The organism is Microbulbifer mangrovi (genome assembly GCF_002009015.1).
In the GTDB taxonomy this organism is placed as follows: domain Bacteria; phylum Pseudomonadota; class Gammaproteobacteria; order Pseudomonadales; family Cellvibrionaceae; genus Microbulbifer; species Microbulbifer mangrovi.
This window is the reverse complement of the sequence record NZ_LZDE01000347.1, coordinates 125,665-141,445: the sequence shown is the minus strand read 5'-3', so window position 1 is coordinate 141,445 and position 15,781 is coordinate 125,665. Positions and strand designations below refer to the sequence as shown.

Annotated in this window: 13 protein-coding genes; 10 read left to right on the top strand and 3 right to left on the bottom strand. The window is 54.4% G+C overall.

Features of this window, described 5'->3' with window-relative positions; all coding sequences use genetic code 11:
* The first annotated feature begins 158 nt into the window (after positions 1 to 158).
* Positions 159 to 899 carry an IclR family transcriptional regulator gene (locus tag B4U49_RS18680; RefSeq protein WP_239692712.1) on the top strand — a complete coding sequence of 247 codons (741 nt, stop codon included), beginning with the start codon at positions 159 to 161 and terminating at the stop codon, positions 897 to 899.
* A 135-nt stretch (positions 900 to 1,034) separates the two neighbouring features.
* Here B4U49_RS18680 and B4U49_RS18675 read toward each other — a convergent pair whose 3' ends face one another.
* Entirely contained in the window at positions 1,035 to 1,688 is a 654-nt protein-coding gene (locus B4U49_RS18675) for a 2-dehydro-3-deoxy-6-phosphogalactonate aldolase (protein ID WP_078086127.1), read from the bottom strand.
* 91 nt (positions 1,689 to 1,779) lie between these two features.
* Here B4U49_RS18675 and B4U49_RS18670 point away from each other — a divergent pair, with 91 nt between their 5' ends.
* The 8 genes from B4U49_RS18670 to aldA all read left to right on the top strand — a co-directional run bounded on the left by B4U49_RS18670 (position 1,780) and on the right by aldA (position 12,725).
* Positions 1,780 to 3,444 (top strand): sugar porter family MFS transporter, encoded by a 1,665-nt coding sequence (locus B4U49_RS18670; RefSeq protein WP_078086126.1) that lies wholly within the window; start codon positions 1,780 to 1,782, stop codon positions 3,442 to 3,444.
* Positions 3,445 to 3,474: 30 nt separating this feature from the next.
* A complete protein-coding gene (locus tag B4U49_RS18665; RefSeq protein WP_078086125.1) occupies positions 3,475 to 4,248 on the top strand; it encodes an SDR family NAD(P)-dependent oxidoreductase in 774 nt (257 codons plus the stop codon).
* Positions 4,249 to 4,260: 12 nt separating this feature from the next.
* Positions 4,261 to 5,415: a mandelate racemase/muconate lactonizing enzyme family protein gene (locus B4U49_RS18660; protein WP_078086124.1), complete on the top strand. Its 1,155-nt coding sequence runs from the start codon at positions 4,261 to 4,263 to the stop codon at positions 5,413 to 5,415.
* Complete coding sequence (locus B4U49_RS18655) at positions 5,393 to 7,906, top strand: beta-galactosidase (RefSeq protein WP_239692710.1); 2,514 nt, start codon at positions 5,393 to 5,395, stop codon at positions 7,904 to 7,906. The genes B4U49_RS18660 and B4U49_RS18655 overlap by 23 nt, the downstream gene beginning before the upstream one ends.
* 369 nt (positions 7,907 to 8,275) lie before the next feature.
* A complete protein-coding gene (locus B4U49_RS18650; RefSeq protein WP_078086122.1) occupies positions 8,276 to 9,415 on the top strand; it encodes a mandelate racemase/muconate lactonizing enzyme family protein in 1,140 nt (379 codons plus the stop codon).
* 12 nt (positions 9,416 to 9,427) lie between these two features.
* Entirely contained in the window at positions 9,428 to 10,459 is a 1,032-nt protein-coding gene (locus tag B4U49_RS18645; RefSeq protein WP_078086121.1) for a zinc-dependent alcohol dehydrogenase, read from the top strand.
* Between the two features lie 42 nt (positions 10,460 to 10,501).
* Complete coding sequence (locus B4U49_RS18640) at positions 10,502 to 11,266, top strand: SDR family NAD(P)-dependent oxidoreductase (protein ID WP_078086120.1); 765 nt, start codon at positions 10,502 to 10,504, stop codon at positions 11,264 to 11,266.
* Positions 11,267 to 11,270: 4 nt separating this feature from the next.
* Positions 11,271 to 12,725 carry an aldehyde dehydrogenase gene (gene aldA / locus B4U49_RS18635; protein WP_078086119.1) on the top strand — a complete coding sequence of 485 codons (1,455 nt, stop codon included), beginning with the start codon at positions 11,271 to 11,273 and terminating at the stop codon, positions 12,723 to 12,725.
* Positions 12,726 to 12,876: 151 nt separating this feature from the next.
* On the opposite strand, the gene B4U49_RS18630 is transcribed toward aldA, so the two are convergent.
* A complete protein-coding gene (locus tag B4U49_RS18630) occupies positions 12,877 to 13,485 on the bottom strand; it encodes a GntR family transcriptional regulator (protein ID WP_078086118.1) in 609 nt (202 codons plus the stop codon).
* A 355-nt stretch (positions 13,486 to 13,840) separates the two neighbouring features.
* On the opposite strand from B4U49_RS18630, the gene B4U49_RS18625 reads away from it, so the two are divergent.
* The gene (locus B4U49_RS18625; RefSeq protein ID WP_338036845.1) at positions 13,841 to 14,746 is read left to right on the top strand and encodes a 2-dehydro-3-deoxygalactonokinase; all 906 of its coding nucleotides are present in this window, start codon (positions 13,841 to 13,843) and stop codon (positions 14,744 to 14,746) included.
* 53 nt (positions 14,747 to 14,799) lie between these two features.
* Here B4U49_RS18625 and B4U49_RS18620 read toward each other — a convergent pair whose 3' ends face one another.
* Positions 14,800 to 15,690, bottom strand: coding sequence for an SMP-30/gluconolactonase/LRE family protein (locus B4U49_RS18620; protein ID WP_078086116.1), 891 nt, complete (start codon positions 15,688 to 15,690; stop codon positions 14,800 to 14,802).
* Between the last annotated feature and the right edge of the window lie 91 nt (positions 15,691 to 15,781).

The window sequence follows — 15,781 nt, the reverse complement described above, 5'->3', positions numbered from 1 at the left end:
CAAGTATAAAAACTGTTTTTGAAGAGTGTCAACCTGTGCTTAAATCTGTGCGCAACCTGAGAAGTTGCAGAGATAACAAGGCTTGGCTGGCGATGAGGCGAGCCGAGGATGAAACTGGGGTGCCGGGGGGAACGATGGCAGTAGCGGTGGCAGAAAGAGTGAGTAAGTACGCGGTGCCCGCGCTGGACAAGGCGCTGGAAATACTGGAATTCTTGGCGGCGGAATCCCTGCCGCTGTCGCAGTCCGATATTGCACTGGGAATTGGCCGCACCAATAGCGAGATCTATCGCGTACTGGTTGGCCTGGAGTCGCGGGGCTACATACTGCGGGATGAAGTGTCCGGCAAATACCGGATGTCACTGAAGTTACTGGAGCTGACCCGTACGCTTTCTCCGGTATCGCAATTGCGGTTTGCGGCCCAGCCCGAGATGGAGGCGCTGGCCGCCAGGCTGGGCCAGTCCTGTCACTTGAGTGTGATTCACCAGGGGCAGTTGATGGTGGTCCTGCAAGTGGCGAGCCCGGGCCCTGTTTCCCTGTCTTTCAATGAGGGCACCCTGTTCCCGCTACTGCAGACCGTATCCGGGCGCTTACTGCTGGCAAACTGTGAGAGCGGCCGCCGGCAAAGTGTGCTCGATGAACTGGCCGAGGACGCTGATCGCTCTGCGGTGGAGCAGAACTTGAACCGCATCCGAGAAATCGGTTTTGAAGTCCGCCCCAGCGAATTGACCGACGGGGTGACCGATTGTGCTGCGCTGGTCGGCAAGCCGGATGGGGCAACAATCGCCGCACTCGCGGTATCCAGTCTGACCTCGGTAGTAGGTAAGAAACTGGAGCAAAGTGAGCTGGTGAATGAAGTGCGGGCGTCAGCCGCCAAAATCAGTGTGGCCCTCGGGCTCTGAGTTCTCTCAGGCAATGCAGTGTGGATAAAAAAACGCCCCGGTAAACGGGGCGTTGAAGCGTGAGAGAAAATGCCCGAATGGCAATACGGGCAAATGGTCACGAAGAGTCAATCGAAACTTTATATGGGTATTTGGTCAGCCTTGTGTGCGAGTGCGGTTTGCCGCGGCCACCATTACCCTGGCCTTGTCCGCAATCTGGCTGGTGTTGTCGCCGGCGGAATAGATGTTGGATCCCAGGCCGAAGCCGCGGGCGCCGGCATTCCAGTAGGTTTCCATGTTGTCCGCGGTGATACCGCCCACAGCCAGGGTCAGAATCTCTTTTGGGATCACCGCGCCAAGCGACTGGAGGTACTGGGCAGGGAAGTCCGCGACCGGGAACATCTTCAGCACCTTGGCGCCGGCTTTCAGAGCACTAAAGGCTTCTGTGGGGGTTAGGCATCCGGGCGCGGAAACCAGGTTTTTTTCCAGCGTTGCCGCAATCACTTCGGGATCGCAATTTGGTGAAACAATGATCTTTCCGCCGGCATTTTGTACACTGCCGACTTGCTCCGGAGTGAGTACCGTGCCCGCACCACAGATGGTGGGCTCTTCAAAGTCGTCCATGATGCGCGCGAGCCGCTCGATACTCTTGAGTGGTTCAACCGGAGAGTTCAGTGGAACCTCAATGGCTCTAACGCCGGCCTCTAGCAAGGTGTGGGCCACCATATCGATATCGTCCGGCGTTACGCCGCGGACGATGGCAATCAAGGGGCAGGCTTCCAGTGCTGCGTGGAACTGCTGGCTGGACATGGCTCGATCCCGTGGAGTCAGGTGTGTTTTTTAGTGTTCGACCAGTATACGGGGCTGGCGAAGTATTTGTACACAGTTAATTGTTAACAAAATGGATGTGGGGTTGTATGATGCCCGGACATTAAGTGGTGTCCGCTCATACGATCAAGCAGTGGTCGGAGCGCCCATAACAATAAAGAGAGGTGATCCGATGAGAGGATTCCAGCTGACCGCGTTCAAGCTCGCCGCAATCGTGGCGTTTGGCGGTTTCATTTTTGGACTGGATGCCGCGCTGATTTCCGGCACGGTTCGTTTCATTACTGCCGAGTTCACGCTGTCGGACCTGCAGGTGGGAACCGTGGTGAGCGCGCCCGGTTTCGGGGTGATCTTTGCGCTGATGGTGACAGGGCGTATCTGCGACGCTTATGGCCGCAAAGCAGCCCTTGTAATTATCGCTTCTCTTTATCTGCTTTCCGCCATTGGTTCCGTGTTGGCGCCCAACTTTGAATGGTTGGTTGCCGCTCGCTTCCTGGGTGGTCTTGCCTTTACATCGCTTTCCCTGGCTTCCATGTATATCGGTGAAATTGCCCCGCCGGATATGCGCGGCAAGCTGGTATCCATGAACCAGATCACCACGGTGGTAGGGTTGTCTGCGGCGTACTTTGCCAACTACCTGATTTTGCGGGCGTCCAACGCGGATGCGGCCTGGGTTGCAGCGCTGGGTATTGACCAGTACACCTGGCGCTGGATGCTGGGGGTGGAAGTCATTCCTGCGCTCATCTGGCTGATGATGCTGCTGTGGATTCCAGAAAGCCCACGTTGGTTGGTAATGAAAGGCCGATTGGATGATGCGCGCCAGGTAATGGGCCGCTTGCTGCCTCAGGCGCAAATTGAGCCGCAAATTCAAGAGATTCAGGAAAGTGCCGCCGCATCTCCTACCGGTAGTTTCCGCCAGCAGGTTGCTGAAATTTTCAAGCCGCGTCTGCGCACGGCCTTCTGGGTCGGCCTGGTGATTGCCATCGCGCAGCCGATTACCGGTATCAATGCCATCATGTTCTATGCGCCTACGGTGTTTGAGCAGGTGGGTATTGGCACCGATGCCGCGTTCCTGCAGGCAGTGGTTGTGGGCGTGGTGAGTGTGATGTTTACCATCCTGGCGCTGCTGTTGATCGACCGCCTTGGGCGTCGACCGCTGGTGCTGTTTGGTCTTGCCTGGGGTGGCCTGAGCCTGTTCCTGTGCAGCTGGGCATTTTCCCATGCGGTCTATGAGCTGACTCCGGCATCCCTGCAAGCACTGGCAGGTGCGAACCTCGATATTGCCAATCTTCAGGCGCTGGTGGGCACCGCTTTTGCGGACGATGTTTCCTTCAAGCAAGCCATGTATCAGGCGCTCGGCGAAGCGACGGCCCGCGCAAATGAGGCCGTACTGATTCAGGAGGCGATACAGATTGATGGCACTCTGGTGCTGCTCGGTATCATGTGTTTTATCGCCTCATTCAATCTCTCCATTGGCCCGGTCATGTGGGTGCTTTTTTCGGAGATTTTCCCCACCCACGTGCGCGGTATTGCAATTCCCTTCTTTGCATTGATTGTGAGCACGGTTAGCTACTTCGTGCAGCAGTTCTTCCCATGGCAGCTCAACAATATGGGCGCGACGGAAATCTTCCTGTTCTATGCCGCGTGTATAAGTGGCTGCCTGGTGCTGCTGTACTTTTTGCTGCCGGAGACCAAGAACAAGTCCATTGAGGAAATTGAAGCCGCGCTGGTGCGCGCCTGAAAAGACCGTTCAATAAAGTGAGAAGTTTTCATGTCTAAAACCTTGCTGGAGACGAAGGTGGTTGTTGTCACCGGTGCCGCTGCGGGAATTGGCTGGGGCATCGCCCAGGTGTGTGCCGAGGCGGGTGCAACGGTGGTGCTGGCAGATATCAATGATGCGAGCAATCGCGTAGAGACCCTCAAGGATCGTGGTTTTGATAGCGCGTACATGTCATTGAACGTGGGTGACGCGGCTGCCATCGAGCCGTTTATAGAGGCCGTGGTCGCTCGTTTCGGCCGTATCGACGGTCTGGTAAATAACGCCGGAGTCACGATTGAAGGCGATTTTCTCGATTTTGAACTGGACAAGATTGAGTGTCTGTGGGAAGTCAATCAGCGTTCGGTATTCCTGTTGTGCCAGGCGGCGGCGAGACACATGCAGGCGGGTGCCGCTATTGTGAATATCGCCTCTAACCATGCCGGCGCCAGTGTTGCGGGTTACGAAATGTATGCTGCCACCAAGGGCGCCATCGTTGCGATGACCCGCGCCATGGCCTGGAGTCTGGGGCGTAAAGGCATTCGCGTGAACAGCCTTTGTCCGGGGCTGACCAAAACGGAAGCGGTCGCCAGGGTGGCTGAAGAGAACCCTTCTCTGTCGATGTCATTCGGCAAAATGCATGCGGATGGCAAATACAACACCGTGGATGAAGTGGGGCACATCGCCGCATTTCTCTTATCACCCCATGCCGGCGCATTGACGGGTTCCAACCTCACCGCAGATCACGGCATGAGTGCTGCGCTGTGTCCCACTGACGATCTCAAATAGAAGGTCTGCTTAATGAAGATTAGCGATATCAAGGTTTACCCCGCGTGGGTAGGACACCGCAATCTGTGTCTGGTGAAAGTGGAAACCGATGCGGGGATCTATGGTTGGGGTGAGTCCGGCTTGTCCAGCCGGGAACTGGCGGTAGCCGGTGCCGTGAAGCACTTCCGCGAATTTCTGATTGGACGCGACGCACGCAATATCGGTGCGCTGTGGCAGGAGATGTATCGCAGCCAGTATTTCGAGGGCGGTCGGGTACTGACCGCGGCCATTTCTGCCATCGACATCGCACTGTGGGATATCGCCGGTAAAGCGCTCAATGTGCCTACCTATCAATTGCTGGGTGGCAAGCAGCGGAATGAAATCCCGCTGTTTGTGACCTCGACCAAGCCCATGGGACAGGCGCTGATGGATGACTTCCGTGCTTTGCGGGAGCAGGGCTGGGAAGTGATCCGCGCGACCACCGGTGAGCAGGGATCGCCAGTCGAACCCACGACGTTTGATGTGCGTAAATCGATTGCAGCTGCAGCGGGCAGCCTCAAAGAAATCCGTCAGGAATTAGGTGAGGATTTGGTGCTGGGTATCGATTACCACCACCGTCTGTCGGTCGCGGAAGCCGCCAGTTTCTGTCAGAAGCTGGGTGAGGGCGTGCTCGATTTTCTTGAAGAACCTATTCGCGATCAGTCGCTCGGCGCTTATCACGGGCTTCGTAAAATGACGAATATTCCCTTTGCCATCGGTGAGGAGTTCGCGAGCAAATGGGATTTCATGCCGTATATCGAACAGGATGTCACCAACTTTGCGCGCATTGATGTATGTAACGTAGGGGGGCTTACCGAGGCTATGAAAGTTGCGGCAATGGCGGAGAGCCACTACATCGATATTATGCCGCACGATCCGCTAGGCCCGGTTTGCACCGCGGCTACCATCCAGATGTGTGCTGCCGTGCCGAATCTCTCCTGGTGCGAGATTGCGCCTTACGACAGTAATAAATCCGACCACGATAAATACTTTATCAATCGCCCAGTAGAGAAAAACCGGGTGTACCCGGTGGGTGAAGCACCTGGTCTGGGCATCGATGTGCATGAAGAAATGCTGGCAGAGCAGTCTTTCAAGTTCTGGGAAGCCCCTCGCCTGTACAAGCCAGATGGTAGTTACACCAACTGGTAACCAAAGACTCGAATTAAAAATAAGATCGGGAAGAACAATGAAGTCAGAGCGATTAGAGTTTAGTGCAGGCGAGCGTATTGCTCGCTCCCTGCTGGGATTGGCTATAGCCGCGGCAGCTACCGGTGGACTTGTTGCCTGCGGAGGTTCCGAATTGGCCACCGAAAGCAAGCAAGCTGCCGCGGAGCAATCAGTTGAAAGCCAGTCGCGTTCCAGCTTGCTCGCGGAAGACCTGGTTCTAGAAGGGTTTGATGGTGAAGGGGTTCCGACCTCTGTGCAGGTGTATAACGGAAGCGCAGAACTGGTAGGCGGAGACGATGGTAATCAGGCGCTTCAGGTCAAGCTCAAGCTGCGTGACAATAACAGTGCCGGGTTGGTAATAGAGCCCCCAGCCCCGTGGGACTGGAGTGAGTTTTCTGATTTCAACATTGCGTTTGATGCTGTTAATCACGGCACCGAGTCGTTGCAGATTGATGTCACCATGACCGATAAAAATGGTGACAGCTACACCCGTGGAATGGTGGTTGCGGCAGATGGAAAGCCGAGAACCTACTATGCAAAGCTGGACGGGCACGATCAACAGGACCCTGACAGTGCGGCAAAAAACGAATTCAACTTTTCATCAGGATTGCGCTCCAACCCCGTAACCTGGCAGTCAGGTGACCAGCAGCTACATTCTTTCTGGGGTAAAAAGCAGCTCGACCTCAGCGGTATCACCAAGATTGTATTTGGCTCCGATGGTAGCCTGAGTGACAGACAATACACGATTGACAATCTGCGCCTGCGCACAAACCCCGCAATGGATAAGAATTTTCTGAGTGGGCTACTGGATAAATACGGCCAAAATGCCAAGGTAGACTACGAGGGCAAGATCCATTCCGATGAGGAGCTTGCTGGTGTTGTTGAGAAAGAGCTGGCTGGCTTATCCGGAAAGCCGAACTCTGACCGTTCCAGATTCAGCGGCTGGAAGAATGGTCCAAAACTCGAGGCAACCGGTTTTTTCCGCACGCAGAAAGTAGGCGGCAAATGGTCGCTGGTCGATCCGGAGGGATACCTGTATTTTTCTACCGGTATCGATATCATTCGACTCTCCAATTCTTCGACGATGACAGGATACGACTACGATCACGCTCTGATTCCCAAGCGTGACGCCGATGAGCTGGTGGCGGAAGATGATCAGCCGCTCAACCGGGTTGACCGCAAGGCCTGGGGATCCCGCACTCTGGTTTCCGACACGCGCGCCAACATGTTCAATTGGCTACCGGATTACGATGATGAGCTCGGCAATCACTATGGCTATCGCCGCGAGACCCAGTCTGGTCCCGTGAAGCAGGGCGAAACATTCAGTTTCTACAGTGCAAATCTTGAGCGCCGATACGGCGAGACGTATCCAGAGTCGTATCTGGACACGTGGCAGAAGGTTACTGTGGACCGGATGCTGGACTGGGGTTTCACTTCCTTGGGGAACTGGGCTGCCGAGCCCTATTACAAGCAGAAGCAGATTCCGTTTGTTGCCTTTGCCGATATCATCGGGGAGTTCGGTACGCTTTCCAGTGGTTTCGATTTCTGGCACCCGGTACCGGATCCCTACGATCCGCGCTTCTATCAGCGGTCATTGGTCGCTGCCCAATCTGTTTCCGAGCAGATTGAAAACAGCCCATGGTGTATGGGAGTTTTCTTTGATAACGAGCAGAGTTTTGGTCGTCTGGAAAGCGACGAACTGCACTACGGTATCGTGATCAATGCACTGTCACGGAGCAGCGAGGACACGCCGGCAAAAGTTGCCTTTACCAAAATCCTGAAAGAAAAGTATCAAACCATCGACGCCCTGAACAAAGCATGGGGAAAGCAGGTCGCGTCCTGGGAAGCCTTTGAAAAGGGCATGGACTCCAGTATTACCAGCGATTCACAACGGCAGGATTACGCATCCTTGCTTCTCGACTACGGAAATCAGTACTTTGGTACGATAAACCGGGCCATGAAGTCGGTAATGCCCAACCACCTGTATCTGGGGTCTCGACTTCCCAGCTGGGGGATGCCGGAAGAGATCGTGAAGGCTGCGGCGAATCATGTGGATATCATTTCCTACAACCTGTACGAAGAAGGATTGGTGCCTTCCAAATGGGCATTCCTTTCGGAAATTGATAAGCCGAGCCTTATTGGTGAGTTTAGTTTTGGTTCGGATGACCAGGGCCACTTTCATCCAGGTATCGTTATTGCCGCAGATCAGAAAGATCGGGGCCTCAAGTTCAAGAACTATGTGAATTCCGTGGTCGACAACCCCTATTTTGTCGGGGTGCATATGTTCCAGTATATGGATTCTCCGATAACCGGGCGGGCCTTCGATGGGGAAAACTATGCGAATGGTTTCGTGTCTGTTGCAGATGTTCCGTATGCGGAAATGGTAAAAGCTGCCAGAGATGTTCACGCCGGGCTTTACCAGCGTCGGTATGGTGATTTAAAGAACGCTACCATCGCGACGACCAGGCAATAGCTTCCTGGTATGGGGCAATCTGACTGTTAGGCTGCCCCATCCACATGACTATAAAGCGCAATACCACTCTGGTATTGCGCTTTTTTTGTGCCCGAAGCCAATGACTTGGATGTATGACCTATTGAAACGTTTACATCGACATGGATTGAATGTAGATTGTTAACAAATAATCTGATTGTCGATTCTAGAAGGTCAGGTGGCGTTCCGGCGGAACGGTACCTAACTGAAAGCCTGGGAAGTAAATATTCGAAGGCCCGCAGTCATCCTATGCCGTCAGATCGCGGTAGGGTGAAAAATTGATTGATTTAAATTGTTAACAATCTACAATAACCAAAAAGCTAACAAGCGAATGGATTTTGGGGTCCCTCCATGTTGATGGAAGTGCAAGAGCAGATATCGCGCCAGCTGGCGCCTGCAACCATCTCGACAACCAAAGTTGAGTACTATCAGATTCCACTGGCAGAAGTTTTATCTGATGCCAAGCACGGGGATCACACCCACTTTGAGTTACTGGTATTTCGCGTGCGCTGTAGCGATGGCCTGGAAGGCGTGGGGTACACCTATACCGGGGGGCGTGGTGGGCGCGCAATTTACTCTCTGCTGCAGGATGATATTCAGCCGTTGCTTGAGGGCCGAGATGCGTCCGAAATATTCGCAATCTGGGAAGAAGTTCAGAGCCACTTGCATTATGTAGGGCGCGGTGGGCTACTGAGCTTTGCGCTATCTGCCGTTGATATTGCTTTGTGGGATCTGCGCTGTAAGCGGCTGAACCTGCCACTTTGGAAGGTTGCTGGCGGTGCTGCTAATACTACCAAGTGCTATGCGGGTGGTATCGACCTGAATTTTTCCGAGTCCAAATTACTGGACAACATATCCGGCTATCTCGCCCGTGGCTTCAACGCCGTAAAGATCAAGGTTGGTAAAGAGGACTATCGGGAAGACGTCGCTCGTGTGGAGGCTGTGCGAAACCTGATTGGCCAGGATGTCACCTTTATGGTGGATGCCAACTATTCAATGACAATTGAAAAAGCCGTGCGCTTTGGTAGAGCAATTGATCACTGTGATATCACCTGGTTCGAGGAGCCCACGATTCCGGATGATTATCGCGGCTACGGCCGTATTGCCGATGCGATCAATATCCCATTGGCGATGGGGGAGAATCTGCACACGGTGCACGAGTTCACCTACGCCATCGAGCAGGCCAAGCTCGGTTTCCTGCAGCCCGATGCCTCTAACATTGGGGGCATTACCGGCTGGCTGAAAGTCGCAGAACTGGCATATGCCCACAATCTCCCTGTATGCAGCCACGGCATGCACGAGCTGCATGTCGGGCTGATGGCAAGTCAGCCTCATGCCGGTTATCTGGAAGTCCACTCTTTCCCCATTGACGAATACACCACCCGGCCCATCGTGCTGGAAAACGGACGTGCTGTCGCCTCAGACGAAGCGGGCACCGGTGTGACCTTTGATGAAACTCTGCTGAAGCCGCATCTGGTCAAGCATTCTTAATAGGTATTTTCCATGCAAGTTCAAGCTGCCCAGTACATTGGTAACAAATCTTTCGAAGTGGTCGAGGGTCGCTGTGAAGCGCCGGCTGCTGATGAGGTGCGCCTTAAAGTTGGCTATGTGGGAATCTGCGGAACCGATATGCACATCTACCACGGTGTGATGGACCAGCGTGTGAACCCGCCGCAAGTCGTGGGGCACGAAATGTCCGGTGTCGTGGATGCGGTAGGTGCGAATGTTAAAGGCTACAACGTTGGTGAGCGGGTAGTTGTACGACCACTGGATTACTGTGGCAACTGCCCGGCCTGTGATGAAGGCCACAGCCATATCTGCCATAACCTCAAGTTTATGGGAATTGACTCTGTCGGCGCTTTTCAGAGCTACTGGAATGTCAAAGCCCGCACCCTGCACAAGTTGCCGGAAAACGTTTCCCTGAAGCAGGGTGCGTTGATCGAGCCGCTTGCTGTGGCATGTCACGATATTTCCCGTGCTCGTCTGAAAGCGGGCGAGAAAGCGGTGATCCTAGGCGGCGGCCCGATCGGCCAGCTGGTGGCCCAGGTTGCTCTTGGGATTGGCGCCGAAGTAATGATTTCCGAGCCGAGCCCCGAGCGACGCGCTTTTGCGGAGAAAACGGGTGCGCTGGCAGTAAATCCGATTGAGCAGGACCTGAAAGCGGCGGTGGATGACTGGACTCGTGGAAAAGGCGCGGATGTGGTCTTCGAGGTTTCTGGCGTGCAGCCCGCGGTAGATGCCATGACGGAGATTGCCGCCGTGCGTGGTCGAATCTGCATGGTTGCCATTCACTCGCAGAAACCGCAGTTGGATCTGTTCAAGTTCTTCTGGCGAGAACTTGAACTGGTGGGTGCGCGCGTATACGAAGCTCAGGATTTTGAGCAGGCGATCGAAATGGTCGCCAACGGCAAGATCGACCTGGTGCCATTCATCAGCAAAATCGCGTACTTGAATGATATCGGCAGCGCATTCGCCTCTATGGACGGCAACCCGTCTGGTATGAAAGCCCTAGTGGCATGTGGAGCAGAGGACTGAGTTGTCCATTGCGTACCGAAAAAGAACTTAGAGAGTAATACGATGTTGCAAAAATTCAGTCTCGCCGGAAAAAAAGCCCTGGTAACCGGATGTAACCGCGGTATCGGCAAAGCCATGGCCGTTGCCCTGGCGGAAGCGGGTGCGGATGTGATCGGCGTGTCCGCCAATCTCGATCTCAATGATTCCGAGGTGGGCCGTGAAGTGGCCGCCGCAGGCCAGCAGTTCTTTCCTTACCAGTGCGATTTTTCCGACCGCGGTTCACTGTACGGATTTATCGACAAGGTAAAAAGCGAACACGCCCAGATCGATATCCTGGTTAACAATGCTGGTACCATTCTGCGCGCGCCAGCCGCGGAGCACGGGGATGATCTGTGGGACAAGGTGATTGAAGTTAACCTGAATGCCCAGTTTATCCTCAGTCGCGAAATCGGTAAGGAAATGGTTGCCCAGGGTTCTGGCAAGATAATCTTCACCGCATCGCTGTTGACATTCCAGGGCGGTATTACCGTACCCGGCTACGCGGCCAGTAAAGGCGCCATCGGCCAGATTACCATGGCGCTGTCTAATGAGTGGGCTTCCAAAGGTGTGAACGTCAATGCCATTGCCCCGGGTTATATCGCGACCGATAACACCCAGGCGTTGCGCGAAGACAGTGAGCGCGCGGCAAGTATTCTTGCTCGTATCCCCCAGGGTCGCTGGGGTGAGCCGGAGGACTTTAAGGGCCCTGTGGTATTTCTCGCCTCTGAAGCCTCCAATTACATGAATGGCAGCGTCCTCCTGGTGGACGGCGGCTGGATGGGACGGTAAACCCATGGCGATCGAAATCAAGAACAACGTGAATTTTGTCAATGGCGCATATGTTGCTTCCGCGGCAGGCGACGTGATTGAGGTGCTGAACCCGAGCACGGGTGGGTTACTGGGTACTATTCCCAAAGGTTGTGCAGAAGATGCAGAAGCGGCACTGGTCAATGCCAAGCAGGCCCAGAAAGCCTGGGCAAAGCGTACTGCGCGTGATCGTGCCACCTTGTTGCGCAAATTCGCCGCGGCCATTCGCGCAGAGACCGAAGGCCTAGCGGAGCTGTTGGTAAAAGAGCAGGGCAAGCTGATCGGTGTAGCCCGTGATGAAGTCAACGCCACCGCGACCTTTATAGAATACGCCTGCGACAACGCGCTGACTCTGGAAGGCGATATTCTGCCTTCCGATAACGAAGATGAAAAAATTTATATCCACAAAGTGCCGCGCGGCGTAGTGGTAGCGATTACTGCCTGGAACTTCCCGCTGGCACTGGCAGGTCGCAAGATTGGCCCGGCACTGATCACTGGCAACAGTATTGTGATCAAGCCAACCCAGGAAACACCACTGGCGACGATGGAGTTAGGGCGGATTGCCAATCAGGTGGGTGTCCCCGCAGGCGTTCTGAATATTGTGAATGGTGAGGGGGCAATCGTCGGTCAGGCCCTGTGCGAAAGCCCGCTCACCGCGATGATCACCATGACTGGCAGTACCCGTGCCGGCCAGATCATTCACCAGGCCAGTGGCAAGCACATGATTCCGGTAATGCTGGAGCTGGGCGGCAAGGCACCGTTTATCGTGATGGAAGATGCGGATCTGGATAAAGCCGCGGAAGCCGCGCTGTGGACTCGTTACGCCAACTGCGGACAGGTATGCACCTGTGCGGAGCGCTTGTATGTACACGAAAACGTATACGATGCCTTTATGGACAAGTTCCTACCCAAGGTGAGGGCTTTGAAAGTGGGCAACCCGCTGGATGAATCTTCGCAGATGGGCCCTAAGGTGAATGCCCGTGAGATTGAGCATATCCACGAGCTGGTGCAGAAAAGTATCGCCCAGGGCGCCGAGCTGGTTACCGGCGGCAAGCCTGCAGAGGTCGCAGGTTTCGAAGGCGGTAACTGGTACGAGCCTACCGTACTCGCCAACGTGCAGCAGGATAATATCCTGGTGCACGAGGAAACATTTGGTCCGATATTGCCGGTCGTGAAGATCTCCAGTATCGATCAGGCGATCCAATACACCAACGACAGCGAATACGGCCTCTCGGCCTATCTGTTTACCGAGAACCTGCGTTACATCCACCGGTCCATTGCGGAAATGGAGGTAGGCGAGGTTTATGTCAATCGCGGTATTGGTGAGCAGCACCAGGGTTTCCATAACGGCTGGAAATTATCCGGTATCGGTGGCGAAGACGGTCGCTACGGACTCGAGCAGTACGTGGACAAGAAAACGGTTTATCTTTCCGAAGCCTGATCGGCTTGGGACTCTTCCTTTCATCTCATCAGGATGATCACTTGACGCGGGGATTTTTCCCCGCTTTTTTTTGCCCGCTTGAATCTCGACTCGCATAAAAAAGCCCGGCACTATGGCCGGGCTATTTGCGTGAGCTTGATAGGGGAATGGCTTATTTAATGTTGGCCTTCAGTGCCGTGGCAGCAACATTGATCTTGTTTGCCTTGAGCGCTTCGAGAATAGCTCTGTGCTCGTCTACACAATCCTTCGGCTGGGAAATACGCTTATAGTTCATGCGCATGCGCAGAACGATCGGGTGCCAGAGGTTTACCAGTTCATCACCACCGGCCGCATTTATCAGGTAGCGGTGGAAGTCGATATCTGCTTTGGTGACTTCATTGAACTCTTTTGCGTCGAAGGCATCCTTCAGTCGCTCGAGGATGTCTTCCAGTTCGGCAAAATCCATCTCGGTTAACTTGCCTTTGAGTCCCTGGATTGCAAAGACTTCGATCTTGCGACGGATATCAATCATCAGCTCCTGCATGCTCGGATCCAGGACACTATTGACGGAAACGCCACAGTTGTTTTTCGCGACTAGCAGGCCTTCCTTGGTCAGCTGTAGTAAAACGTCACGTACCGGGCCACGAGAAACGCCGAAACGGCCCGCGAGCTGCTGTTCGTTGAGCTTGGTATTGGGGGCAAGCTCTCCGGAGATAATGTCGGAGCGCAGTTGTTCCGCGATCTGTTCGCGTACGGGAATAATTTTAGTAGCTTCACGCATAGATGATTTCGCAACCAGGTTATTGTTCCGTCAGGGGAGGTGGCTTCGCTCAATGCGACTGACCCTCTCTGCCCTACATACCCTGGGACTCGTACTAAACAGGCCTGACTGGCAGGAGCCTGTTGCTACGGACCGATAAGTGGTAGTTCAGTCCAGAATCCCATAGCTAATTTACTGTAAATAGTACCTCAGACCATAGGGGTTAGCCTATCTAAAATGTTAACAATCGACAATTGGATCGATTAAGATTGACTACTCGTAAGCAGAACTGTGTTGTGCATCATGCGATGCAAGCGGGCTGTGCACAATGGTTAACAATTAATCAATAGCAACTTTGTTGGGCAGTGGGGTAGAGGTGGTGAAGGACTTTTTGGCGTGTGACTGGGGTACCTCCAGCTTTCGGCTTATGCGACTTGATCAGCAGGGGAACATTCTGTCCGTAAAAGAGACAAAAAATGGGATAAAAGCCTTAAAGTGCCAGGATATTGAGCGGTATCTTATCGGCGAGTGCCGTGAAGTGGCTGGCTCTGAGACTTTGCCGGTGGTCATGTGTGGCATGGTTGGCTCCAGTATCGGGTGGTATGAGGTGCCCTATGTGGACTGCCCAGCCTCGGAGGCGACACTGGCGGCTGAGCTTTGGCGAGTCCCCTGCGAGTCTCTCGAGGCGTATTGCGTATCCGGGGTTAAGTTGCAGACATCGACGGGCATTGCGGATGTCATGCGGGGGGAAGAGACTCAGGTGGTCGGGTGGCTGACCCAAGCGAGTGTGCAAGAGCGAGCCCACAGCGTCTTGTGTCTACCGGGAACCCACAGCAAGTGGGTCACTATTACCGATGGCTGCATTAGCGACTTTTCTACGGCGTTTACTGGTGAACTTTACAGTCTACTGAAAGATCACAGCGTACTGGTACAGGGAGAGCAGCACGACAGCGCCGAGGCGTTTTCTGCAGGGCTGCAGGCCAGCGGAGGCGGGGCTGCTCTTATCCATCAATTATTCAATGCGCGCAGTCGGACTGTGCTCGGTTTACAGGAGCCTGCCGATAGCGCGGCTTACCTCTCTGGGCTTCTGCTGGGCAGTGAAGTGGGGGCAATGGCCAGTACCTTAGGCAGTGGCCCTGTACATCTAGTGTGTGGCGATTACCTGGCTGGACCATACCGCCAGGCATTTGAGCACTATGGTGTGGACTGCACACACTATTCGGGTGGCACCTTCTCAGCTAAAGGCCTTTGGTCAGTTGCCCGGGCTGCCAACCTGATTTGAATTGCCTCAGCGCCGGCCACCTGTGGCCGGCGACGGCATCTCGAGAGTAGCGATCAACCCTGGTAACGCGTTTCGGGAATTCCCCGGGTATCGGTTTGGTAAACGAACAGGTGCCCGGCCTTCGGCTGTTCTTTCAGAGCCGCGGCGTTCAGGCCGAATTTGGCCGTGTTCACAAACAGTAAATCGAGATTTTCGCCGCCGAAGGCGACACAAGTAGCCTGCTTGATCGGGAGCAAGATTTCGCCGGCAACGCTGCCATCAGGGGCATACCGCACCACCTTCCCGTTACCCCACTGCGCATTCCAGATATAGCCCTCGCTGTCGACGGTGGAGCCGTCCGGATGAATGCCCTGCTCGGTCGTTGCGATCACCCTGCGGTTACTCAGAGTCCCCGCGTCTGGCTCGAAATCGAATGCGTAAATCTCGTAGCGGGGTGAATCCGCGAAATACAGGGTGCGGTTGTCTGGTGACCAGCCCAGGCCGTTGCTGATACGGATATCGTCCAGGTGTTCCGTCACATTTCCCTGCCGATCAAGGCAATACAACTTGCCTCGCTGGGTCGGGTCTTCAGTCCACAGCTCGGCATTATCAATCAGTGAGCCCACCCAGAAGCGACCCTGGCGGTCCATCCTGCCATCATTCAGACGTACTTTGAGGTGTTTGGGTAGGCGAAAGATCCATTCCAGTTCCTGGGTTTCAGGATGGAACCTTGCAAGGCCACTCTGGAAAGCACACAGCAGCCAATCGCTGTTTTCGATGAAGGCAAATGAGCAGAGGTTCTCGGCGGTCGGGAATACCTCAGTCCGGCGCTGTTGGGGAAAGTAGCGCCACAACTGGTTGTTGGGCATATCCGTCCAGTAAATTGCCCTGTGTTTGCGGTGCCACAATGTGCTTTCACCCAAGCCACACGCGGTTGGGATGATGTCAATCAGCTCTGTTTTCATGGTGGTCCGCTCTATTCAATTGTAAATAGTTTACAATTTGTGGCGGTGAAATTGAAACCTAATACATGGTGTTACCACTCCTGGACTGTTC